The sequence below is a fragment of the Pelomonas lactea genome, from assembly GCF_043555885.1.
Classification (GTDB): domain Bacteria; phylum Pseudomonadota; class Gammaproteobacteria; order Burkholderiales; family Burkholderiaceae_C; genus Pelomonas; species Pelomonas lactea.
Window position 1 is genome coordinate 524,777 of the sequence record NZ_JBIGHX010000001.1, and the last position, 21,630, is coordinate 546,406.

21 protein-coding genes are annotated in these 21,630 nt (G+C 71.9%); 15 read left to right on the top strand and 6 right to left on the bottom strand.

Going from position 1 to position 21,630, the window contains the following annotated elements:
- Window positions 1-4 precede the first annotated feature (4 nt).
- The 3 genes from ACG04Q_RS02275 to ACG04Q_RS02285 all read right to left on the bottom strand — a co-directional run bounded on the left by ACG04Q_RS02275 (window position 5) and on the right by ACG04Q_RS02285 (window position 4,514).
- Complete coding sequence (locus ACG04Q_RS02275) at window positions 5-460, bottom strand: (2Fe-2S)-binding protein (protein WP_394509192.1); 456 nt, start codon at window positions 458-460, stop codon at window positions 5-7.
- A gap of 62 nt (window positions 461-522) precedes the next feature.
- Window positions 523-2,892, bottom strand: a complete 2,370-nt coding sequence (locus tag ACG04Q_RS02280) for a hybrid sensor histidine kinase/response regulator (RefSeq protein ID WP_394509193.1) — start codon at window positions 2,890-2,892, stop codon at window positions 523-525.
- Window positions 2,889-4,514: a FecR domain-containing protein gene (locus ACG04Q_RS02285; protein ID WP_394509194.1), complete on the bottom strand. Its 1,626-nt coding sequence runs from the start codon at window positions 4,512-4,514 to the stop codon at window positions 2,889-2,891. Before ACG04Q_RS02285 ends, ACG04Q_RS02280 begins: the two co-directional genes overlap by 4 nt.
- 77 nt (window positions 4,515-4,591) lie before the next feature.
- Between ACG04Q_RS02285 and ACG04Q_RS02290 the strand changes: the two genes are divergently transcribed.
- A complete protein-coding gene (locus tag ACG04Q_RS02290; protein WP_394509195.1) occupies window positions 4,592-4,873 on the top strand; it encodes a hypothetical protein in 282 nt (93 codons plus the stop codon).
- Here ACG04Q_RS02290 and ACG04Q_RS02295 read toward each other — a convergent pair.
- Window positions 4,859-5,551, bottom strand: coding sequence for a TetR/AcrR family transcriptional regulator (locus ACG04Q_RS02295; RefSeq protein WP_394509196.1), 693 nt, complete (start codon window positions 5,549-5,551; stop codon window positions 4,859-4,861). The two genes, ACG04Q_RS02290 and ACG04Q_RS02295, sit on opposite strands and share 15 nt — an antisense overlap.
- A 159-nt stretch (window positions 5,552-5,710) precedes the next feature.
- Here ACG04Q_RS02295 and ACG04Q_RS02300 point away from each other — a divergent pair, with 159 nt between their 5' ends.
- The 14 genes from ACG04Q_RS02300 to ACG04Q_RS02365 all read left to right on the top strand — a co-directional run bounded on the left by ACG04Q_RS02300 (window position 5,711) and on the right by ACG04Q_RS02365 (window position 18,905).
- On the top strand, window positions 5,711-7,318 hold the full coding sequence (locus ACG04Q_RS02300) for a carboxyl transferase domain-containing protein (protein WP_394509197.1): 1,608 nt from the start codon (window positions 5,711-5,713) through the stop codon (window positions 7,316-7,318).
- A 12-nt stretch (window positions 7,319-7,330) separates the two neighbouring features.
- Window positions 7,331-8,137 carry a M48 family metalloprotease gene (locus ACG04Q_RS02305; protein ID WP_394509198.1) on the top strand — a complete coding sequence of 269 codons (807 nt, stop codon included), beginning with the start codon at window positions 7,331-7,333 and terminating at the stop codon, window positions 8,135-8,137.
- Window positions 8,134-8,685, top strand: coding sequence for a GNAT family N-acetyltransferase (locus ACG04Q_RS02310; protein WP_394509199.1), 552 nt, complete (start codon window positions 8,134-8,136; stop codon window positions 8,683-8,685). The genes ACG04Q_RS02305 and ACG04Q_RS02310 overlap by 4 nt, the downstream gene beginning before the upstream one ends.
- Window positions 8,682-9,563: an alpha/beta hydrolase family protein gene (locus ACG04Q_RS02315; protein ID WP_394509200.1), complete on the top strand. Its 882-nt coding sequence runs from the start codon at window positions 8,682-8,684 to the stop codon at window positions 9,561-9,563. Before ACG04Q_RS02310 ends, ACG04Q_RS02315 begins: the two co-directional genes overlap by 4 nt.
- 3 nt (window positions 9,564-9,566) lie before the next feature.
- Window positions 9,567-10,352: an enoyl-CoA hydratase/isomerase family protein gene (locus tag ACG04Q_RS02320; RefSeq protein ID WP_394509201.1), complete on the top strand. Its 786-nt coding sequence runs from the start codon at window positions 9,567-9,569 to the stop codon at window positions 10,350-10,352.
- Window positions 10,353-10,355: 3 nt separating this feature from the next.
- The gene (locus ACG04Q_RS02325; protein ID WP_394509202.1) at window positions 10,356-10,838 is read left to right on the top strand and encodes a hypothetical protein; all 483 of its coding nucleotides are present in this window, start codon (window positions 10,356-10,358) and stop codon (window positions 10,836-10,838) included.
- Between the two features lie 10 nt (window positions 10,839-10,848).
- Complete coding sequence (bioA, locus tag ACG04Q_RS02330; RefSeq protein ID WP_394509203.1) at window positions 10,849-12,135, top strand: adenosylmethionine--8-amino-7-oxononanoate transaminase; 1,287 nt, start codon at window positions 10,849-10,851, stop codon at window positions 12,133-12,135.
- On the top strand, window positions 12,122-13,333 hold the full coding sequence (locus ACG04Q_RS02335) for an 8-amino-7-oxononanoate synthase (RefSeq protein ID WP_394509204.1): 1,212 nt from the start codon (window positions 12,122-12,124) through the stop codon (window positions 13,331-13,333). Before bioA ends, ACG04Q_RS02335 begins: the two co-directional genes overlap by 14 nt.
- A complete protein-coding gene (bioD, locus tag ACG04Q_RS02340) occupies window positions 13,330-14,022 on the top strand; it encodes a dethiobiotin synthase (RefSeq protein ID WP_394509206.1) in 693 nt (230 codons plus the stop codon). The genes ACG04Q_RS02335 and bioD overlap by 4 nt, the downstream gene beginning before the upstream one ends.
- An 8-nt stretch (window positions 14,023-14,030) precedes the next feature.
- A complete protein-coding gene (gene bioB / locus ACG04Q_RS02345; protein WP_394509207.1) occupies window positions 14,031-15,071 on the top strand; it encodes a biotin synthase BioB in 1,041 nt (346 codons plus the stop codon).
- A 12-nt stretch (window positions 15,072-15,083) separates the two neighbouring features.
- Complete coding sequence (locus ACG04Q_RS02350; RefSeq protein WP_394509208.1) at window positions 15,084-15,371, top strand: hypothetical protein; 288 nt, start codon at window positions 15,084-15,086, stop codon at window positions 15,369-15,371.
- Between the two features lie 83 nt (window positions 15,372-15,454).
- Entirely contained in the window at window positions 15,455-17,518 is a 2,064-nt protein-coding gene (locus ACG04Q_RS02355; protein WP_394509209.1) for an acetyl/propionyl/methylcrotonyl-CoA carboxylase subunit alpha, read from the top strand.
- An 8-nt stretch (window positions 17,519-17,526) separates the two neighbouring features.
- Window positions 17,527-18,000 carry a hypothetical protein gene (locus ACG04Q_RS02360; RefSeq protein WP_394509210.1) on the top strand — a complete coding sequence of 158 codons (474 nt, stop codon included), beginning with the start codon at window positions 17,527-17,529 and terminating at the stop codon, window positions 17,998-18,000.
- Window positions 17,997-18,905 carry a hydroxymethylglutaryl-CoA lyase gene (locus tag ACG04Q_RS02365; protein ID WP_394509211.1) on the top strand — a complete coding sequence of 303 codons (909 nt, stop codon included), beginning with the start codon at window positions 17,997-17,999 and terminating at the stop codon, window positions 18,903-18,905. The genes ACG04Q_RS02360 and ACG04Q_RS02365 overlap by 4 nt, the downstream gene beginning before the upstream one ends.
- Before the next feature lie 7 nt (window positions 18,906-18,912).
- Here ACG04Q_RS02365 and ACG04Q_RS02370 read toward each other — a convergent pair whose 3' ends face one another.
- Entirely contained in the window at window positions 18,913-21,162 is a 2,250-nt protein-coding gene (locus ACG04Q_RS02370; protein ID WP_394509212.1) for a M56 family metallopeptidase, read from the bottom strand.
- On the bottom strand, window positions 21,155-21,559 hold the full coding sequence (locus ACG04Q_RS02375) for a BlaI/MecI/CopY family transcriptional regulator (RefSeq protein ID WP_394509213.1): 405 nt from the start codon (window positions 21,557-21,559) through the stop codon (window positions 21,155-21,157). The genes ACG04Q_RS02370 and ACG04Q_RS02375 overlap by 8 nt, the downstream gene beginning before the upstream one ends.
- Between the last annotated feature and the right edge of the window lie 71 nt (window positions 21,560-21,630).

Genomic DNA, 21,630 nt, shown 5'->3' on the forward strand with positions numbered 1-21,630 from the left:
CTCCTCAGGCCAGGGCCGCCGCGGCCGCATGGATGGCGGCGCGGATGCGGGTGTAGGTGCCGCAGCGGCAGATGTTGCCGGCCATGGCTTCGTCGATCTGCGCGTCGGTGGGCTTCTTGTTGGCCTTGAGCAGCGCCGTGGCGCTCATGACCTGGCCGCTCTGGCAGTAGCCGCACTGGGCCACGTCGTGGGCCACCCAGGCGGCCTGCACCGCCTGGCCGACCTTGTCGCCCGCCAGGCCTTCGATGGTGGTGACCGGCGCCTGGACGCTGGAAATGGGGGTCATGCAGGCGCGCACGGGGCTGCCGCCGACGTGCATGGTGCAGGCGCCGCACTGGGCGGCGCCGCAGCCGAACTTGCTGCCGGTGAGCTGCAGCTCCTCGCGCACGGCCCAGAGCAGGGGCATGTCGGGGTCGGCGTCGAGCGAAACGGCGCGGCCGTTCACGTTCAGGTTGATCATGGGGGGGGGCCTTCCGGGTGTGGGAAGCGGGCGACTCTAGCCAGAAGCCGCATCCCAGTACATCACTCGGGCTTTGCGTACTTGGCCAGTGCCTGCAGCAGTGCCGCCAGGCTGAGCGGCTTGGTCAGGTGCGCATCGCAGCCGGCGGCGAGCGACTGCTGCACGTCGGTGTCGAAGGCATTGGCCGTCAGCGCGACGATGGGTGTACGCGGACGGCCCTCGGCGGCCTCGGCAGCGCGCCACTGCCGCGTGGCGGCCAGGCCGTCCAGCACCGGCATCAGCATGTCCATCAGCACGATATCGAAGCGGCTCTCGCGCAGCGCGGCCAGCGCCTGGGCGCCATCGCGCACGCGTGTGATGCGGTGGCCCAGCGGCGCCAGCATGCCCTCGATGACCAGCACGTTGACGTCGTTGTCCTCGGCCAGCAGCAGCGCCAGCGGCCGCGACGGCGCGACGCGCTCGGCGCGCACATCGGCCAGTTCGTCGCGCGGCGGGCGGGCATCGGGCAGGTCCAGCGTCACATCGAAGCAGCTGCCCTCGCCGGGCGTGCTGCGCACCGCGACGTCGCCGCCCATCAGCCGCGCCAGGCTGCGCGTGATGGACAGCCCCAGGCCCGTGCCGCCGAACTCGCGGGCGATGGACGCGTCGGCCTGCTCGAAAGGCTGGAAGATGTGCCCCAGGCGGTCCGGCGCGATGCCGATGCCGGTGTCCTGCACGCGGATGTGCACCCGCCCTGCGTCGTCGCGCGACAGCTCCACGGTGACACCGCCCCGCTTCGTGAACTTGATGGCGTTGCCGACGAGGTTGGTGACGATCTGCGCGACGCGCTGCTGATCGCCCAGCACCCAGCCGGTGGCCTCGGTGCGCGCGAACACGCGCAGCCACAGCCCCTGGCCCTGCGCACGCTCACGCAGCAGCTCCAGCTGCAGCTCGACCAGGTCGACGAGGTTGAACGGGTGCGAGGCCAGCTCCAGCCGACCGCTCTCGATGCGCGCGTTGTCCAGCAGGTCGTTGATGAGGGCGAACACCTGCCTGCCGGCGTGGCCCAGCACCTCGACGTGGTGCGCCTGCTCCGGCCGCAGCGGCGAGCGGGCCAGGATGTCGGAGAAGCCCAGCACCGCGTTCATGGGCGTGCGCATCTCGTGGCTGACCTGGGCCAGCAGCTCGGTCTTGGCACGGCTGCGCGCCTCGGCCAGCTCGCGCTCGCGCGTCAGCTCGCGTTCGCGGGCGCGCGTCTGGCGCTCGTGCTCCACGGCCGTCAGCAGCAGCGCCAGCACCAGCGCGTACAGCGCCGGCGCCGCCAGCGGCAGCACGCCGAACCGCACGCCGCCCCAGGCTGCCAGCGCGATGCCGCCCACCGCCAGCCCGGCCGCCAGCGCCTGGTGGCGCAGCCACAGCGGCAGCGTGGCCAGCGCGAGCAGCAGCGCCGTCAGCGCCCAGGCTGTGGCGCCGCGGTCGCGCAACAGCGGCGCGGGCTCGGCCCCCAGCGCCTCGAACAGCGCGGCGTTCAGCGCCGTGCCGCTGAGCCGCCCCTCGGGCACCATGACCTCGTCGGCAAAGAAGGCGCTGCTGCCGACGAAGACGCTGCGGCCGGCCAGCTGCTGCGCCAGCTCGGCGTCGTCCGACTCGCCCAGGGCAGCGCGCATCAGCCGCTGCCAGCTGACGCGTGGCAGCTCGCCGCCGCCGGGCGGCAGGCGCAGCCGCAGGCCGGCCTGCTCGTCCACGGGCCAGCGTCGCGCGCCGGCGATGAGATCGCCCCCCTCCAATCGCCAACCCGGCGCACCATCGGCCCGCAGCCGCGCGGCCAGCGACAGGCTGGGCAGCGAGCGGCCATGCACCTGGTGCAGCAGCGGCAGGCGGCGCAACAGGCCGTCGTCGTCCAGGCCGGCCGAGATGACGCCCAGGCTGCCGCGCGCGGCCAGCGCGTCCAGCAGCGTGTCGGCCGGCATCGTCAGGCCGGCCCAGCGCTGGCCGGCCGGCGCGCCGCCCACGCGCAGCAGCGCGGCCTCCTCGGCCGGTGACATGGGGGCCAGCTCCAGCGCCGCACGCTGGCTGGCGGCCAGCCCCGCGGCGGCCAGCACCACCGGCGGCGCCCCGGCGAGCGCGGACGCGAAGCGCGCGTCGCCGTCACGCGGGCCGGCAAAGACGATGTCCATGACCACCAGCCGCGCGCCGGCCTGGCGCAGGTAGTCCAGCATCAGCACATAGACCTCGCGCGAGTACGGCCACTCGCCCAGCGGGCCGCGCAGCGCGCGCAGCGAGGCGTCATCGATGTCCACGACGACGCTGCCGGCGGGGCCCGGCGCGGGCGCGGCGACGCGCACCAGCAGGTCACCGAAAGCGCGGTCCACGCGCGGCTGCGCGCCGAGCAGGGTCAGCACCGCCCACAGCAGCAGCGCCGCAGGCAGGGCGAGCCAGGGCCAGCGTTTCAAAGCACGGGCACGAGCAGCAGCGGCAGCAGCCACAGCCAGCGCGGGTAGGGCACCTCGATCATCTGCGTCTGGCCCCAGGGCCCGGCGGCCCCGGCCGCGTTGACACTGCGCGCGCGCAGGAAGTAGGTGCCCCAGGACGGCTTGGGCATCGCAATCTCGGGCTTGTCGGTCGAGAGGCGCTGCACGTCGGCGCCGTCGAACGCCTCGGTCTTGCTCCATTCCAGCTCGTAGCGGGCGACGCCCTTGTCGGCGCGCCAGCGCAGCTTGAGCTGGTCGCCGCTGAGGTCGGGCTCGGCCGGCGGCGGCGCGGGCGGCGGGGGCTGGATCTCGAAAGTCTGCGCATCGCCGAACGGGCCGGCGCGGCCACCGGCCTCCACCGATGCGATGCGCCAGTGATAGGCGCCATCGGGCAACTTCGCCTCGAAGCCTGGCGCGGCGAGGGGCGGTGGCTGCAGCACGAGGTCGGTGAAGCCGGCGTCGCGCGAGATCTGCAGCCGCACGTCAGGCGCGGCGGTGTTGCGCGTCCAGGCCAGCGCCATCGCGCCGTTGTAGCTGACGGCGCCCGGCGCCGGCGACTGGATGAACGGCGGCTCGGGGCGGGCCTGCAGCGCCACGTCGGCATCGGCGGCCGCGCCTTCCTGGCCGCGGGCGTCGATGGCGCGCACACGCAGCGTGTAGTCGCCGTCGGCCAGCTCGCGCGCCTCGCCCCAGGCTGCGGCGGGCTCGCTGACACGGGCGTCCAGCAGCAGGCGGTCGAAGTCGCCCTTCGGAAACAGCTGGGCGCGCCAGCCGACGGCACCGGCCGGCGACGCGGCCCAGGCCAGGCGCAGCGGCAGCCGCTCGGCGGTGCGCGGCAGCGCGCCCAGGTCGGGCGCTGGCAGCAGCGGCGCGACGCTGCGCGCCGTGCCCTCGGCCAGCAGGCCCTGGCCGGCGGCGACGTCAGGGCCCAGGCCGTCGGCATGGACGGCGCCGCTGAGCACCTGCAGACGGCTTTGCGCACCGGCCGCCTGCACGCGGAACTCGGTGCCGCGCACGCCCAGGTTGACGTGCGGCGTGCGCAGTTCGTACAGCGGCACGCGCTGCGCGTTGGGCGCCACGCGGTTGTCGGCGCCGCCTTTGGACAGGCCCAGCCGCACGGCGGGAATGGCGCCGCGGCCCAGCACCATCAACTGCTCCAGCGCGACCTCGCTCTGCGGCGGGATCAGCAACCGTGAGCCGTCGGCAAAGCGCACCGATGCGCTGGACTGTGCGCCGGTGCGGATGACATCGCCGCTCTGCAACGACGCGCCCGCGGCCAGCGCCTCCGCGGCCGCGCCGCGCTGGCGCTGCACGTCGCCGCGCACGAACGTGGCTTCGGCGACGCTGGCCTCGCGCTTCAACCAGGCGATGGGCATGCGCAGCGTGCTGCCGGGCCGCAGGCGCAGCGGGTCGGGCACACGGTTGAGCTTCTGCAGGTCGCGCCAGCTGCGCGGCGCCGTGAGCCAGGCGTCGGTCAGCGTGATCAGCGTGTCTCCGGGCTGGATGACGTAGCGCCAGTCGGCATCGACCGCCTGTGGCTGCGCGCCCGCCGCACCCGCCAACGCCAGCACGCCGGCGGCCATCCAGAGCCTCAAGTTGTTCATGTGAGCCCTCCCACTCCCTGCAGGAAGGCGCATGGTAGCCATGCCCGAGAATGCTGCGGGCATTTTGGGGAGGAGCCATGGTTGCGTTCCCGGACTTCGTCGCCTGGCTGCGCCGGCACCGCTGGGCCTGCTTCGCGCTGATGACGCTGTGCTTCATCGCCTTCGGCCTGCTGACGCTGGACCTTGTGCGCATCGTCGGCGCCAACGCCAGCTTCCTGCTCGACAACGGCTGGCAGGGCCTGGGCGACGGCGGCCTGCGTCAGCTGCTGGAGCTGCTGGCCAGCTGCGTGGGCGCGATGGCGGCGTGGCTGCTGTTCAAGGTCTGCGAGACGGTACTGGTGCAGTCACTGACGCGCTAGCGCCGCCTGCACGTCCTCGCGCAGCCGGCGCAGGCGCTGCAGCTCGCGGTCGGGCGCCTGCAGCGCGGGCCACAGCAGCGCGACGAGGTCGCGCGCGCTTTGTGCCACGTCCATCTGCCGGCCGGTGATGACCACCTCCCACAGCATGTGCTCCATGGGCCCGAACACCAGCGAGCGCAGCAGCCGCAGCGGGATGTCGCTGCGCACCTCACCGGCCTGCTGGCCACGCGCCAGCAGATCCATCAGCGGCGCGGTGTAGCGGCGCTGCAGCTCGACGAAGCCTTCGCCGAGGTCCTGGCCCTTGGTCCTGCCCTCGGACAGCACCAGCGCGCACAGCCCCGTGCCCTGCACGAGGAACAGCCGCAGATGGGTCAGCACGACGAACTCCAGCTGCTCGCGCACCGGCGCCTCGCGCGGCAAGCCGGCCTCGATGGCCGCGATGATCTCGTCGTACCAGTCCTGGATGACGCGCACGCACAGCTCGCGCTTGCTGCGGAAGTAGGTGAACACGGTGGCCTCGGACACACCCAGCCGCTGCGCCACCTCGGTGGTGGTGGCGCGCTCGTAGCCGCGCTCGGCGAACACCTCGCGGCCTGCGCGCAGGATGTCGCGCACCCGCTGTTCGGCCTTGGGGCCGGCGGGCGAGCGGCGCTGCGGTGCGGGGGCGAGCGTGGACATGGCGGGCGCATTCTGCGCAACTTTTGAGGATCACTCAAGTCAGCATTGCATCCCGACATTCGCTGGTCTATTCTGGCGACCTTTGCGCGCCTTACCGGGCCGACCTTCAAATAATTGAGCCCAGCTTAAGCACTGCCGGGCCCCGCTCCAGGAGACTCCATGCCGGTCCTGAACACGCAGCTCAACCCGCGCTCGGCCGACTTCAAGGCCAACGCCGACGCCATGCGCGGCCTGATCGACGACCTGAACGCCAAGCTCGCCCAGATTGCCCAGGGCGGCGGTGAGGCCGCGCGCGCCAAGCACACCGCCCGCGGCAAGCTGCTGCCGCGCGACCGCGTGGAGATGCTGCTGGACCCGGGCACGCCCTTCCTGGAAATCGCCCCGCTGGCCGGCCTGAACCTCTACGACAACGCCGCGCCGGGCGGTGGCGTCATCGCCGGCATCGGCCGCGTGGCGGGCGTGGAGTGCGTCATCGTGTGCAACGACGCCACCGTGAAGGGCGGCACCTACTACCCCATCACCGTCAAGAAGCACCTGCGCGCGCAGGAGATTGCCGACCAGAACCGCCTGCCCTGCATCTACCTGGTGGACAGCGGCGGCGCCAACCTGCCGAATCAAGACGAGGTGTTCCCCGACCGCGACCACTTCGGCCGCATCTTCTTCAACCAGGCCAACCTGAGCGCCCAGGGCATTCCGCAGATCGCGGTCGTCATGGGCTCCTGCACGGCCGGCGGCGCCTACGTGCCCGCCATGAGCGACGAGACCATCATCGTCAAGAACCAGGGCACCATCTTCCTGGGCGGCCCGCCGCTGGTGAAGGCCGCCACCGGCGAGGTGGTGAGCGCCGAAGACCTGGGCGGCGGCGATGTGCACACACGCCTCTCCGGCGTGGCCGACCACCTGGCCAACAACGACACCCATGCGCTCGCCATCGCCCGCCAGTCGGTCGCCCGCCTGAACTGGACCAAGACCCACCCGCTGGCCGTGCAGGCCCCCAAGGCGCCCGCCTACGACCCCGCCGAGCTGCACGGCGTCATCCCCACCGACACGCGCAAGCCCTTTGACGTGCGCGAGGTCATCGCCCGCGTCGTCGATGGCAGCGAGTTCGACGAGTTCAAGTCGCGCTACGGCACCACGCTGGTCTGCGGCTTCGCGCACATCGAGGGCATGCCGGTGGGCATCGTCGCCAACAACGGCATCCTGTTCGCCGAGAGCGCCAACAAGGGCGCGCACTTCATCGAGCTGTGCTGCCAGCGCAAGATCCCGCTGGTGTTCCTGCAGAACATCACCGGCTTCATGGTGGGCCGCAAGTACGAAAACGAAGGCATTGCCCGCGCCGGTGCCAAGATGGTCACAGCCGTGGCCTGCGCCCAGGTGCCCAAGTTCACCGTGATCATTGGCGGCTCGTTCGGCGCCGGCAACTACGGTATGTGCGGCCGCGCCTACTCGCCGCGCTTCCTGTGGATGTGGCCCAACGCGCGCATCTCCGTCATGGGCGGCGAGCAGGCCGCCAGCGTGCTGAGCACCCTGCGCCGCGACGCCATCGAATCCAAGGGCGGCACCTGGAGCGCCGACGAAGAAGAAGCCTTCAAGGCCCCGCTGCGCCAGCAGTACGAAGACCAGGGCCACCCGTACTACGCGTCGGCACGCCTCTGGGACGACGGCGTCATCGACCCCGCCGACACCCGCCGCGTGCTGGCGCTGGGCCTTTCCGCCTCACTGAACGCGCCGATCCCGGAAACGAAGTTCGGCGTGTTCCGGATGTGACCCTGCGCTGACATGTCACGTTCCGCCCGAGTCGTGCCCGCCGCACTGCTGGCGCTTGCCCTGCACGCCGCCGCCCACGCCGAGGAGCCGGCGTCGTTCGAGAGCATCCACGACCGCGTGCTGCTGGCGGGCTCGATCTGGTGTCCGCGCGGCTTCAACGCCTCGGCAGACAACCCCAGCCGGCGCTGCGGCGCATCCGTCGTGAAAGGCGACGCCGTCACCCGCAAGCCCGGCGGCTCGCTGATGGCCGAGCGCGTGGCGGCTGCTCACGCTCGGGGAGACATCAGCGCCGACGAAGCCGCGTTCCTGGTGGCTCACCGCTTGGCGCACCATGTTCTCGGGCACGAAGCGCTGCGCATGCAGCCCGGGGCGAACGCCGCGACGGCGCTCCTGGGCGCCACCGGCACCGCAGCCGATTTGATGCAGCTGGGCCAGCGCCTCATGTTCCCGCAACCCCGCGCCAACACGCCGCGAGAGTTCGAGGCCCAAGAGCGGGACGCGGACCTGCTGGCGTTCGCCCTGCTGCCGCTGGCGGGCTTCCGGCTGACCGCGGCAAGCGCCGCGCTGCAATCCACGGTGCCCGAAGTGGTCCAGGAGCTGCACCTGCCGAGCGAACTGCAGACCCCGAACGATCGCTCAGCCCGGGCCCGTCGAGCCGCGAGCGCCATCTGCCGGCAACTCTTGCGCCAGAAGCCCGCGCTGCCAGCCGCAGAACAACTTCAGCCCGCCTACGGCGCCGCCCCGACGGAGCTCGAAGCGTGGAAGGCCTTGCAAGCGCGCGTGGATGGCGAGCACAGCTGCGCGGACGTTGCACCATGACCCCTGTGATCCGCCCCTTGCAGCCGAGCGACTCGCTCGACGACCTCACTCAGCTGCTGCACGCCGCCTACGCCAGTCTGGCCGCCCAGGGCTGGAATTTCACGGCGGTGGATCAGCCGGTGGAGGTCACGCGCCAGCGGCTGGCCGGGGCGCAGGCCTTCGTGGCCGAGCAGCACGGCCGGCTGGTGGGCACGGTGGCCGTGCGCGGCCCGAAGCCGGTGGGCGAGGCGTACATCGGCGACCCATCACCCGCGCTCTACACCACGCCCGGCACGGCCATCCTGTCGCAGCTGGCGGTGCACCCCGACTGCCGTGGCCACGGCCTGGCCGAGCGCCTGATCGACGCGGCCGAAGCCTGGGCGCGCGCCCAGGGCTTCACGCAGATTGCACTGGACACCGCCGAGCCGGCTGCGGCGCTGCGAGCCCGCTACGCCCGCCGCGGCTATGTCGAGGTTGGCACCGTGCAGTGGGCCGGCAAGACCTACCGCTCCGTGCTGATGTGCAAGCCCCTCGGCGGCCCCACCAATCACACCAACGCCCGCTCATGACCGCCTTCACCTCCTTCCGCGCCCGGGCCATGCTGGCCCTCGGCCTGCTGCTGGCCGCGGGCGCCCAGGCCAAGCTCGTGGAAGAGCAGTTCGACCTGCCCGTGAAGACACGCAACGCGTGGGGCAAAGCCGTCGAGCAGCCCATCCGCATCACCGTCTTCACCGACGACAGCCGCCCCGGCCCGCACCCCATCCTGCTGCTCAACCACGGCCGTGCGACGGAGGGCGATGCCCGGGCCGCCATGGGCCGCGCCCGCTTCTCGGAGGCCTCGCGCTGGTTCGCCGAACGCGGCTTCCTGGTCGCGCTGCCCACGCGCATCGGCTACGGCGTGAGCGGCGGGGAAGACGTGGAGGACTCCGGCAGCTGCCACAACCGCCAGTACCCACCGGTGTACCAAGCCGCGGCCGACCAGAGCCTGCAGCTGCTCACCGCACTGCTGGCCCGGCCCGACACCCTGAAGGACCGCACGGTGTTGATGGGCCAGTCCTTCGGCGGCGCCACCGCGGTCACGCTGGCTTCGCTCAACCCACCGGGCGTCGTGGCGGCCATCAACGTGGCCGGCGGCGGCGGGGGCGACCCCAAGACCCACCCCGGCGAGCCCTGCAGCAGCGCCCAGCTGGCCCGCATGTTCGCCAGCTACGGCAAGACGGCCCGCGTGCCCATGCTGTGGCTGTACACCGAGAACGACCTCTTCTTCGGCCCCCGACACCCGCGCGACTGGGTGGCGCGCTTCTGCGACGCCGGCGGCAGCGCCGAGTTCGTGCAATTCCCGCCGCACGGTGAAGACGGCCACGCGCTGTTCAGCCGCTTCCCCAAGGTGTGGCAACCCGTGGTGGCCGACTACCTGCGCCGCCAGGGCTTCGATCTCCAGGACTGACCCATGACCTCTGCCCTCACCCTCACCGAACACGCCGGCATCGCCCGCGTCACGCTGAACCGCCCGGACGTGCGCAACGCCTTCAACGAAGGCCTGATCGCTGAGCTGACCGCGGCCTTCACCACGCTCGGCGCCCGCAGCGACCTGCGCGCCATCGTGCTGGCCGCCGAGGGCAAGGCCTTCTGCGCGGGCGCCGACCTGAACTGGATGCAGGCCATGGCCGGCTACAGCTGGGACGAGAACCACGCCGACGCCACCCGCCTGGCCGACATGCTGTGGGCGATCTACAGCTGCCCGGTGCCCGTCATCGCGCGCGTGCAGGGCGACGTGTACGCCGGTGGCGTGGGCCTGGTGGCCTGTGCCGACATCGTCGTGGCGGTGGACACCGCCGGCTTCTGCCTCAGCGAAGCCAAGCTCGGCCTGCTGCCCGCCACCATCGGGCCCTATGTCGCGCGCGCGCTCGGCGAGCAGGCGTCGCGCCGCTACTTCGTGACGGCCGAGCGCTTCGGCGCCGCCGAGGCGCAGCGGCTGGGCCTGGTGCACGAAGTCGTCGCCGCCGACGCGCTGGATGCCAAGGTCGACGAGCTCACCACCGCGATCACCGCCAACGGCCCCGCCGCCGTGCGGGCCTGCAAGCAGCTGGTGAAGGACGTGGCCGGCCGCGAGATCACGCCCGCGCTGCGCGACGACACCGCGCGCCGCATCGCCGACATCCGCGCCAGCGCCGAAGGCCGCGAGGGCGTGCAGAGCTTCCTGGCCAAGCGCAAGCCGGGCTGGCTGGCGAGCTGAGCGATGGTCTATCGCTACACCGTCTCGCTGACGCCAGCGACCACGCGCGACTCGGTCTACTCCGAGTTCGTGCTGGACCTGCCGCCGGCCTGGCAAGCGCAGGCGCCGGAAGAAGACAACATCGTCGCCTTCCACCAGCCGGCGGCGGACGCGGCGCTGGTGGTGTCGGTGGACTTCATCGCCAGCGGCGCCGACGACCTGCAGGCGCTGGGCGAGCAGGTCATCGCGCAGCGCCTCGCCGCGCTGGCCCAGGCCACGCCGGGTGACTGGCAGACGCTGCAGCAACAGGTGCGCCCGCACCGCAGCGAGGCCGGGCTGGAGCTGTCCTTCGCCGCCGAGCTGCCCGGCCAGCAGGTGGCGCTGTACCTGGGCTACGCCACGCCACGCAAACTGCTGCACTTCCTGATGTTGTGCGGCCCGGACCGCGCGGCCGCCCTCACCCTGTTCAACACCACGGTGCCGCACTTCAAGCCGCGCCTGCCCTGAGTTCCCTGTGATGACCGCCCCCGACCTCGCCCAACGCAGCCGCGCCGCCGTCTGGCACCCCTGCACGCAGATGGCCCGGCTGGCCGACGTGCCGCCGCTGCCCATCGCCCGCGGTGAGGGCCCCTGGCTGATCGACACCGACGGCCGCCGCTACTTCGACGCCAACTCGTCCTGGTGGGTCAACCTCTTCGGCCACAGCGACAAGCCGCTGCACGACGCCATCAAGCAGCAGCTCGACACCCTGCCCCACGTGATGCTGGCCGGCTGCACGCACGAGCCCGCCGTGCGCCTGGCCGAGCGGCTCTCGGCGCGTACCGGCGGTGCGCTGGGCCATGTGTTCTTCGGCAGCGACGGCGCCAGCGCCGTGGAGATCGCGCTGAAGCAAAGCTTTCACAGCTGGAAGAACCGCGGCCAGGCCGAGAAGCGCGAGTTCGTGTGCCTGCAAAACAGCTACCACGGCGAGACGCTGGGCGCTTTGAGCGTCACCGACGTGCAGGTGTTCCGCGATGCCTACGACCCGCTGCTGATGCGCGCCCACATCGTGGCCTCGCCCGACGCGCGCCGGGGGAATGAGGCCGAGGCGCTGGCCGCCATGCGCACGCTGCTGACCGAGCGGCACGCGCAGATCGCCTGCGTCATCGTCGAGCCGTTGATCCAGGGTGCGGCCGGCATGGTGATGTATTCGCCCGACTACCTGCGCGGCCTGCGTGCGTTGACACGCGAGTTCGGCGTGCACCTGATCGCCGACGAAATTGCGGTGGGCTGCGGCCGCACCGGCACCTTCTTCGCCTGGGAACAGTCGGGCGCGGACTGGCCGGACTTCGTGCTGCTGTCCAAAGGCATCACCGGCGGCACCATGGCCTTGTCGCTGGTGCTCACCACCGATGACGTGTTCAACGCCTTCTGGAGCGAGGACGTCACCCGCGGCTTCCTGCATTCGCACAGCTACACCGGCAACCCGCTGGCCTGCGCCGCGGCCAACGCGGTGCTGGACCGCTTCGATGCCGGCCTGCTGGACGACACCCGCGCCCAGGCCGACCGCCTCACCCGCGCCTTCGCGCCACTCGCCGACCGCGTGACCCACCTGCGCCAGCGCGGCATGATCCTGGCCTTCGATGTGCCGAACGCCCCCGCGCGCTTCGCCGAGACCTTCCACCTGAAGGCCCGCGCACACGAACTGCTGATCCGACCGATCGGCTCGACCGTCTACCTGATGCCCCCTTACCTGATCGACGACGCGGCGGCGGCCTTCCTGGCCGGGGCCGTGACGGCGACCTTGAACGATGTCCTTGCTTGAACACCTGAGCGCCAAGCTCACCGCCATCGAGGCGAAGAGCCTGAAGCGCGCTCTGCGCCGTGCCGACACCGGCACCGCGCCGCGCCAGACCATCAACGGCCGCCCGCTGCTGATGTTCTGCGCCAACGACTACCTGGGCCTCGCCGCCGAACCGGCGATTGCCGACGCGCTGGCCGAAGGCGCCCGCCGCTGGGGCGGCGGCTCGGGCGCGTCGCCCCTGGTCAGCGGCCACAGCGCCGCGCACGAGGCGGTGACGGACACGCTCGCCCGCTGGTTCGCGCCGCACATCCCACAGGCCCGCGCCATCAGCTTCTGCACCGGCTACATGGCCAACCTCGCGGTTGTCACCGCGCTGGGCGACGAGCACACCGAGATCTTCTCGGAGCAGCTCAACCATGCGTCGCTCATCGACGCCGCACGGCTGGCCAAGGCCTCCGTCACCCGCTACGGCCATGCCGATGTGGCCGGCCTGCGCACCCTGCTGGCCGCCAGCACCGCGAAGGTGAAGCTCATCGTGACCGACGCCGTGTTCAGCATGGACGGCGACCTCGCCCCCGTGCCCGAGCTGCTGGCGCTGGCGAACGAGTTCGACGCCTGGCTGGTGGTGGACGACGCCCACGGCTTCGGCGTGCTGGGCGCGCAGGGCCGTGGCACGCTGGAGCACTTCGGTCTGAACAGCGAGCGGTTGATCCTGGTGGGCACGTTGGGCAAGGCCGCGGGCCTGGCCGGCGCCTTCGTGGTGGCCCACGCCACCATCACCGAGTACCTGCTGCAGGCCGCGCGCAATTTCATCTTCTCCACCGCCTCGCCGCCGGCCGTTGAGCACGCGCTGCTGACGAGCTTTGCGCTCATCGAAGGCCCCGTGGGCCAGGCCCGCCGCGCGAACCTCGTGGCCCTGCAGGCGCGGCTGCGCGCCGGGCTGGAGGCGCTGATCCAGGCCCACCCCACGCTGGGCTGGGCCCTCACGCCCGCCACCACCCCCATCCAGCCCCTCATCGTGGGCGGCAACGCCGACGTGATGCTGGCCGCCGCCCGGCTGGAGGCCGGCGGCATCCGCGTGCCGGGCATCCGCCCGCCCACCGTCGCGGCCGGCACGGCGCGCCTGCGCATCACGCTGTGTGGCACGCACACCGAGGCCGATGTGGACCAGCTGCTGGCCACGCTGCAGGCCACGGCGCAGGAGTTGGAGGCGGCATGACGCAGGGCTTCTTCATCACCGGCACCGACACCGAGATCGGCAAGACCTTCACCACCGCCGCGCTCACCCGCGCGTTCACGGCACTGGGGCGGCGGGTCACGCCGATCAAGTCGCTCGCAGCCGGGCAGGAACTTGTGGACGGCCACTGGGTCAACGAAGACGTGGCCACGCTGCGCGCTGCGCAGACGCTGGGGCTGACCGACGCCCAGGTGGGCCCGCTGCAGTTCCGCGAGCCGTGCGCGCCGCACATCGCCGCCCGGCTGGAGGGCCGCACCATCGACCGCGCGGCGCTGCTGGCCAACATCCGCGCCACCGCCGCCCTGGGCGACCTGGCGCTGGTGGAAGGCGTGGGCGGCTTTCGCGTGCCGCTGACCGACGGCTGGGACACGGCCGACCTGGCGGTGGACCTGGGCCTGCCGGTGATCCTCGTCGTCGGCCTGCGCCTGGGTTGCATCAACCACGCGCTGCTGACGGCTGAGGCCGTGCGCGCCCGAGGCCTGCCGCTGGTGGGCTGGGTGGCCAACACCGTGGACGCCCGTCAGCCCCACGTCACCGACAATCTGCAAGCTCTGCAATCCGGCCTCCAGGCGCCTTGCCTGGGGCACCTGCCCCGCGTTCCGGCCCCGGCCGACCCCACGGCTGCCGTGGCCCATTTGAATTCCGCCGCGCTCGCCGGCCTCCTTGCGTGACCTCCCGAATGAACCAGATCCAAACCCTCACCCCTACCACCGACGCCGACCGCCGCCAGGCCAAGCCCTGGACGGTGGACGAGGTGGCCGCGCTGTTCGAGCTGCCCTTCAACGACCTGCTGTTCCGCGCGCAGACCGTGCACCGCGAGCACTTCGACGCCAACGCGGTGCAGCTGTCCACGCTGCTGTCCATCAAGACCGGCGGCTGCGAGGAAGACTGCAAGTACTGCCCGCAGTCGGCCCACTTCGACACCGGCCTGAAGGCCGAGAAGCTGATCCCGCTGGAAGAAGTGATGGAAGCCGCCCGCGCCGCCAAGGCCAACGGCGCCACGCGCTTCTGCATGGGTGCTGCCTGGCGCGCGCCCAAGGCCCGCCACCTGGACGCCATCGGCGAGATGATTTCCGAGGTCAAGGCCCTGGGTCTGGAAACCTGCCTGACCGCCGGCATGCTGGAAGACGGCCAGGCCGAGCAGCTCAAGAGTGCCGGGCTGGACTACTACAACCACAACCTCGACACCTCGCCCGAGTTCTACGGCCAGATCATCACCACCCGCACCTACCAAGACCGCCTGGACACGCTGGACCGCGTGCGCCAGCAAGGCATGAAGGTGTGCTCGGGCGGCATCGTCGGCATGGGCGAAACCCGCCGCCAGCGCGCCGGCCTGCTGGTGCAACTCGCCAACCTCGACCCCTACCCCGAGAGCGTGCCCATCAACAACCTTGTGCAGGTGGAAGGCACGCCGCTGGCCGGCACCGCGCCGCTGGACCCGCTGGAGTTCATCCGCACCATCGCCGTCGCCCGAATCACCATGCCGCGCGCCATGGTGCGCCTGTCGGCCGGCCGCGAAGAGATGCCCGAGACCATGCAGGCCCTGTGCTTCCTGGCCGGCGCCAACTCCATGTTCTACGGCGACAAGCTGCTCACCACCAGCAACCCGCAGGCCGAGAAGGACCGCGCGCTGCTGGAGCGCCTGGGCATGCGCTGCTCGACCGAGGCGGAGCTGACGCCTTCGGACGCGGCAGCAAAGCTGCAGGTCTGCACGCACTGAGCTCACCTGGCCGTGGATGCCCGACAGCAGTTGGCCGCTGCCCTGGAAGAAGTCCTCGCTGGAAAGCGGGACCTGGCCAAACTGTTGGACGGGCTGCCCTTCAGCGACGTCTTGGACAACTGCATGCACCTGTGGCACTTCGCATCGGATGGCGACATCCGCGAGAAAGACGTGACCTATCGGAACATGCAGGAAGACGAGATGCGCAAGTTGATCAAGCTCCTGCGTTCGGACGTTCCTATCAACACACTTCGCCAGGTTCACTTCCTGGGCCCCAGCGAAATCCAAATGCCACCCTAACCAATCGGCATTGACTCTCTCACGGATTGCCAACACCCGAGGCACAACCCGTAGCAGGTCCACAAGACTCGGAGACAACGAAGATGTTCAAGAAGATCCTGATCGCCAACCGGGGCGAGATCGCCTGCCGAGTGGCAGCCACCGCCCGCCGCCTGGGCATCCAGACCGTTGCGGTCTATTCGGAAGCCGACGCCAACGCCCAGCACGTGAAGGCCTGCGACGAGGCCGTGCTGATCGGCGGCCCCGCGCCGCGCGACTCCTACCTGCAGTGGGAGCGCATCCTGGCCGCGGCCAAGGCCACCGGTGCGCAGGCCGTGCACCCGGGCTACGGCTTCCTGAGCGAGAACGAGGCGTTTGCGCAGGCCTGCGCCGACGCGGGCGTCGTCTTCATCGGCCCGCCGCCCAGCGCCATCCAGGCCATGGGCCTGAAGGCGGAGTCCAAGCGGCTGATGGAAGCCGCCAAGGTGCCGCTGGTGCCGGGCTACCACGGTGCCAACCAAGACCCCGCCCTGCTCAAGCGCGAGGCCGATCGCATCGGCTACCCCGTGCTGATCAAGGCCAGCGCCGGCGGCGGTGGCAAGGGCATGCGCGCGGTGTTCAGCGCCGACGAGTTTGACGCCGCGCTCGCCTCCTGCAAGCGCGAAGCCATCAACAGCTTCGGCGACGACGCGGTGCTGATCGAGCGCTACGTGCAACGCCCGCGCCACATCGAGATCCAGGTGTTCGGCGACACGCACGGCGACTGCGTCTACCTCTTCGAGCGCGACTGCTCCGTGCAGCGCCGCCACCAGAAGGTGCTGGAAGAAGCCCCCGCCCCCGGCATGACGCCGGAGCGCCGCGCGCAGATGGGCGAGGCCGCCGTGGCCGCTGCCAAGGCCGTGGGCTACGTGGGCGCCGGCACGGTGGAGTTCATCGTCGAGCAGGACGGCCCTAGCGCCGCGCCGGGCCGCCCCAAGCAAGCGAGCACCCCCTCGGGGGGCAGCGAGGCGCAGCCGAGCGCGGGGGTCGGCAACTTCTACTTCATGGAGATGAACACCCGCCTGCAGGTGGAGCACCCGGTGACGGAAGCCATCACCGGCCAAGACCTGGTGGAGTGGCAACTGCGCGTGGCCGCCGGCCAGCCGCTGCCGCTCAAGCAATCGGAACTTCGCATGCACGGCCACGCCATCGAGGCCCGCATCTGCGCCGAGAACCCCGACGGCGGCTTCCTGCCCGCCACCGGCTCGCTGGATGTGGCCCGCTGGCCGGCCCACGTGGCCTTCCAGCGCGGCGACGTTCGCATCGACGCCGGCGTGCGCGAGGGCGACGCCATCAGCCCCTACTACGACTCGATGATCGCCAAGCTCATCGTCTGGGGCGAAGACCGCGCGCAGGCGCTGGCCCGCCTGGACGCCGCGCTGCGCGACACGCACATCGTCGGCCTGCACACCAACGTGGCCTTCCTGCGCCGCTGTGCGGCCACGGCGTCGTTTGCGGGCGCGGACCTGGACACCAGCCTGATCGAACGCGAGCGTGCCGTGCTGTTCGACCAGCCCGGCCTGCCGCTGCGCGTGAGCGCGGCCGCCGTCGTCGCCCACACGCTGGCGGTGGAAGCGGCCACGCAAGGCACCGACCCGTGGACCGCGCGCGACGGCTTCCGCATGTTCGGCGCGGCCACCCGCCGCTTCGACCTGGCCGCGGGCGACGCGCACCACGAGGTGCTGCTGGCCCGCAACCACCGTGGCGGCATGACGCTGACGGTCGCCGGCGAGGCCATAGCATTCGCCGTGCAGTCGCTGGATGCCGAAACGCACGAGCTGTTCCTGGGCACCGAGCGCATTCGCGTGAAGACCTACGCCCAAGGCGAGCGCGTCGCCGTGTTCGCCGCAAACGGCTCGGCCGTGCTCACCGAGGTGGACGTCATCGCCCACGCCGGCGATGGCGCCACCGAAGGCGGCCGGCTCACCGCGCCCATGCCCGGCAAGCTGATCGCCTTCCTCGCCAAGGCCGGCGACACGGTTACCAAAGGCCAGCCCCTGGCCGTGATGGAGGCGATGAAGATGGAACACACCATCTCGTCGCCGCGCGACGGCAAAGTCGCCGAGCTGCTGTTCGCCGTGGGCGATCAGGTGAGCGACGGCGCCGAGCTGTTGCGCCTCGACGCCTGACCCCCGCCATGTCGAACCGCTCCCTCACCGCCGCGTGGTTCCGTCATGCCCCGCGCGTGGGTCTGGCGCTCAGCGTGCTGCTGTTCGTGGCTTGTCTGTTCAACGACGCGTACGGGTTCAAGTCGAGCGGCACGGTGAAGGGCACGCCCGCGTTCTTTGTGTTGCTGGTGGGCTGGTACGGCGTGCTGGTGGGCGGAAACATCGGCTGGCTGGCCAACCCGGCGCTGCTTGGCGGCTGGCTGGGCTTCATCCGAGGCAAGCGCATGCTGGGCTTGATCTCCACGTTGCTCGCCCTGGCCTTGATGCTTCGCTACCTGGTCGACCCCACCGTCATGCTCGACGAGAACGCCAGTCAATGGCAGTTCGACGTCTACGGCCTCGGCTACTGGCTGTGGCTCGCCAGCGCCGGCACGATGTTGCTGACCTACGCCGTGGCCGCGCTGCCGACCGATTTCCTGACTCCCAAGGAGGGTTCGCCATGAACCTGCCCACCCACGTCAAGCTGCTGGACGTTGGCCCCCGCGACGGCTTGCAGAACGAGAAAGAGAACGTCGCCACCGAGCACAAGGCGCAGCTTGTGGCGATGCTGCAGGACGCCGGCCTGAAGGAAATCGAGGTCACCAGCTTCGTCAGCCCGAAGTGGGTGCCGCAGATGGGCGACAACACCGCGGTGATGGCCGCCATCACGCGCAAGCCCGGCGTGCGCTACTCGGTGCTGGTGCCCAACCTCAAAGGTCTGGAGCCGGCGCTGGCGAGCAAGCCCGACGAGATCCTGGTGTTCACCGCGGCCAGCGAGGCCTTCACGCAGAAGAACATCAACTGCTCCATCGCCGAGAGCCTGGAGCGCTTCGCGCCGGTGATCGAAGGTGCGCACGCGGCGGGTGTGAAGGTGCGTGCGGCGCTGTCCTGCGCGCTGGGCTGCCCGTACGAGGGCGACATCAGCGCCGACCAAGTGGAGGCCGTAGTGAAGCCGCTGCGCGCGCTGGGCGTGGACGCCATCGACATTGCAGACACCATCGGCGTGGGCACGCCGCGCCGGGTGCAGGCGGCCATGGAGCGGGCGCTGAAGCACTTCCCCACCGCCGAGGTGTCGGGCCATTTCCACGACACCTACGGCCAGGCGCTGACCAACCTCTACGCCAGCCTGGAGCTGGGCGTGCACCGCTTCCACGCCAGCGTGGCGGGCCTGGGCGGCTGCCCGTACGCCAAGGGCGCCACCGGCAACGTGGCCACCGAGGACGTCGTGTTCCTGCTCAACGGCCTGGGCATCGAGACCGGCACCGACCTGGACAAGCTGGTCGACGCCGGCGCCTTCATCTCCGGCGTGCTGGGCCGCCCGCCGGTGTCACGCGTGGCGCGGGCGCTGCTGGCCAAACGCGCCGGCTGAACAACGCTCAGCCGAGGCGGTCCAGCGCGTTCTCGATCTGGCCGCGTTCGTGGTCGCCCAGGCCGCGGCCGGCGCGGCGCAGGCGCTCGACGAGGCCGGAATCCACCGGCTTGACCTCCCCCAGCCGCTCGGCTACGCGCAGCAACACCTGCAGGCGCTCGAAGCCGCCTTCCATCGCCTCGGCGCTGGCCAGCACGCGCTCCAGGCCCGCGGCGCCCAGCCGCGGCCGGTCCAGCAGCCGGTTCAGCGCCTCGCGCCGCTCGAACCCGCCCTGGATGCCGCCGGCCGTGCGGGCATAGGCCTCCACCAGCCCGGCCTCGTCGCCCTGCAGCCGGCGCGCCACGGCGCCCAGCGCCTCGCGCTTCTCGAAGTCGCCCTGGATGCGTGACGCGGCCTGCAGCGCGGCGTCCAGCACGGCGGGCTGCGGCGTGGCGGCCACCTGCGCCTCGATGGCAGAGCGCAGCTCGAAGTCGCCATCGATGTGGCCCAGCGCGTCGGCCCAGGCCTGCAGCACCGCGGGGCTGGCCTGCAGCCGGGGCGCCAGCGCACCCAGGGCCTCGCGGCGCTCGAAGTCACCGTCGACACCGCCCGCGGCCTTCAGCCAGGCCAGTTGCTGCGGCTCGGCGAGCGGCAGGCCGGCGATGGCCTGCAGCGTCTGGCGCCGCTCGAAGCCGCCGTCGATGCCGGCCGCCACGGCGATGAGCCGGTCCTGCGCGGCCACCGGCAGCGGCTGGCCCAGGCGCAGCAGCGCCTCCACGCGCTGGCGGCGCGGGTAGTCGTCGCGGGCACGTTCCAGGTCGGCCAGCACGGCGTCCATGCCGCCGCGCTCGAACAGCCGGCGGGCGCGCACGAGCGGGTCGGTCAGGTGCTCGGCCATGCGCTGCACGGCCTGGGCCCACCACTGGCGGCCGGCGTCGTCCAGCGGCTGCACGGCGCCGCCGACGCGGTACTCGCGCTGCAGGCCGCGGTCGCCCAGGGACGTGAGCGCCATCTCGCGCGTCAGGCCCCCCGCGCGTTCGCGCACCAGCAGGCGGCCGCTCAGCGTCTGCACGTCGGTCTCGGCGTCGTTGAAGCCGACCTGGCCGTTCAGCTTCACGGAGAAGCTGCCGCCCGCATGGCGGCTCACGATGCGCGTGCCGCTGAAGGTGGCGAAGGACAGGCTGTCCAGGCCGAAGCGATCCATCAGTTCGCCGGCGTCGGTGTGGCTGACGACCACCGCCGGCATGGCGACCAGCGCCGCCAGCACCACCGCCACCAGCCCCCAGCGCACGCCGCGGCGCTCGCGTGGCGCATCGGCATCGCTGCCCAGCAGCCGGCGCACGCGGGCCAGCAGCGGCGAGCCGGCGCTCGCGGCGCCGCAGGCCAGCGCCGGGCCGTGGCGGCCGGTCTTCAGCGCCTCGGCGCAGCGCAGCAGGCTTTGCGCCAGCGCCAGGCGCTGGCCTGCCGGTGCGGCAGCGGCGGCGTCGCAGGCCAGCTCGGCCAGCAGGTCCAGCCGCCGCAGCGCGACGCGGTTGAGCAGCTGCGGCCACAGCAGCGCCTGCAGCACGGCCGCGAGCAGCCGCCAGGCGGGGTCGCGCCGGCGCAGGTGGGCCAGCTCGTGGCCCAGCACGGCGCGGGCCTCGTCGTCGGGCAGGTCCAGGCACCAGGCGGGCAGGCACAGCTGGCGGCCCGGCGCCAGCAGCGGGCTGGCCCAGCCGGGACGGGCGAGGCGCAGGGCCGGCGGCGGCACGCGCAGGTCGGCCGCCAGGCGCGCGGCCAGCGCCTGCCAGCGCGGGTCGGCCAGTGCGGGCAGGCGGCGCACCGCGCGGCCCAGCCACAGCCATTGCAGCGTCAGGCCGGCCAGCAGCAGCACGGCACCCAGCAGCCACACGGCGGCCAGGCCCATGGCGGCGTTTTGCGCCGTCGGCGCGAGACGCGCGGCCACCGGCAGCGCGCCGAGCTGCGCACGCGGGCGCGACGCGGCCGGTACGTCCGCGACGAGCGGCGCCAGGCGGGCGTCCGGCGGAGAGGGCGGGGTCTGGGCCGGGGCTGGCGCCGCCACGGCGGGCGCAGCCTGCGGCAGTGATGGCAGCGCCGGCAGCAACGGCAGGCTGGCGCTGACGAGGCCGCCCAGCAGCGCCAGCCGCCACAGCGTCTCCTGCGTGGCGGTGCCCAGCCGCGCCAGCCACCCGGCGCGCTCGGCCACCCACAGGCCGCCGATCAACAGGCTGCTGTGCAGCAGGTAGCTGCACGCCCAGGTCAGCAGTGCATCAGTCATGGCGCCCCTCCCCCTTGCGCTGCTGCAGCAGCGCCTGCAGCGCGGCCAGCTCCTGGGCGTCGACGCTGCGTGCGTCCAGCAGGTGGCTGACGAGCGCGCTGGCCCGGCCGGCGAACAGGCGGTCGACGAGGCTGCCCACCATGGAGCGCTGCACCTCGGCCTCGCTGACGAGCGGCGTGTACAGCAGCGCCCGCCCGTCGCGCCGGCTGCTCAGCAAACCGCGCTTCTCCAGCCGCGTGAGCAGCGTGGCCACGGTGGTGTGCGCCAAGTCACGCTCGCCGCGCAGCGCCTCGGCCACGTCGGCCGTGCTGGCCTCGCCGCGCGCCCACAGCACGCGCATCAGGCTGAGCTGCAGCTCACTCAGCGACACATCCCCACTGCCGTTGTCCTCGTCCATGGCGCATCTTCTACAGTTGTCGTACTACAAATGTAGTTGAGCGCAAGCACGCCACACAAGTGGCTTTTGGC

Coding starts and splice junctions, on each gene's coding strand:
- ACG04Q_RS02365 (WP_394509211.1), top strand. CDS start 17,997: ATGAACCTGCCCACCCACGTCAAGCTGCTGGACGTTGGCCCCCGCGAC.
- ACG04Q_RS02300 (WP_394509197.1), top strand. CDS start 5,711: ATGCCGGTCCTGAACACGCAGCTCAACCCGCGCTCGGCCGACTTCAAG.
- bioB (WP_394509207.1), top strand. CDS start 14,031: ATGAACCAGATCCAAACCCTCACCCCTACCACCGACGCCGACCGCCGC.
- ACG04Q_RS02305 (WP_394509198.1), top strand. CDS start 7,331: ATGTCACGTTCCGCCCGAGTCGTGCCCGCCGCACTGCTGGCGCTTGCC.
- ACG04Q_RS02375 (WP_394509213.1), bottom strand. CDS start 21,559: ATGGACGAGGACAACGGCAGTGGGGATGTGTCGCTGAGTGAGCTGCAG.
- ACG04Q_RS02275 (WP_394509192.1), bottom strand. CDS start 460: ATGATCAACCTGAACGTGAACGGCCGCGCCGTTTCGCTCGACGCCGAC.
- ACG04Q_RS02325 (WP_394509202.1), top strand. CDS start 10,356: ATGGTCTATCGCTACACCGTCTCGCTGACGCCAGCGACCACGCGCGAC.
- ACG04Q_RS02355 (WP_394509209.1), top strand. CDS start 15,455: ATGTTCAAGAAGATCCTGATCGCCAACCGGGGCGAGATCGCCTGCCGA.
- ACG04Q_RS02370 (WP_394509212.1), bottom strand. CDS start 21,162: ATGACTGATGCACTGCTGACCTGGGCGTGCAGCTACCTGCTGCACAGC.
- bioD (WP_394509206.1), top strand. CDS start 13,330: ATGACGCAGGGCTTCTTCATCACCGGCACCGACACCGAGATCGGCAAG.
- ACG04Q_RS02290 (WP_394509195.1), top strand. CDS start 4,592: ATGGTTGCGTTCCCGGACTTCGTCGCCTGGCTGCGCCGGCACCGCTGG.
- ACG04Q_RS02285 (WP_394509194.1), bottom strand. CDS start 4,514: ATGAACAACTTGAGGCTCTGGATGGCCGCCGGCGTGCTGGCGTTGGCG.
- ACG04Q_RS02335 (WP_394509204.1), top strand. CDS start 12,122: ATGTCCTTGCTTGAACACCTGAGCGCCAAGCTCACCGCCATCGAGGCG.
- ACG04Q_RS02320 (WP_394509201.1), top strand. CDS start 9,567: ATGACCTCTGCCCTCACCCTCACCGAACACGCCGGCATCGCCCGCGTC.
- ACG04Q_RS02295 (WP_394509196.1), bottom strand. CDS start 5,551: ATGTCCACGCTCGCCCCCGCACCGCAGCGCCGCTCGCCCGCCGGCCCC.
- bioA (WP_394509203.1), top strand. CDS start 10,849: ATGACCGCCCCCGACCTCGCCCAACGCAGCCGCGCCGCCGTCTGGCAC.
- ACG04Q_RS02360 (WP_394509210.1), top strand. CDS start 17,527: ATGTCGAACCGCTCCCTCACCGCCGCGTGGTTCCGTCATGCCCCGCGC.
- ACG04Q_RS02315 (WP_394509200.1), top strand. CDS start 8,682: ATGACCGCCTTCACCTCCTTCCGCGCCCGGGCCATGCTGGCCCTCGGC.
- ACG04Q_RS02310 (WP_394509199.1), top strand. CDS start 8,134: ATGACCCCTGTGATCCGCCCCTTGCAGCCGAGCGACTCGCTCGACGAC.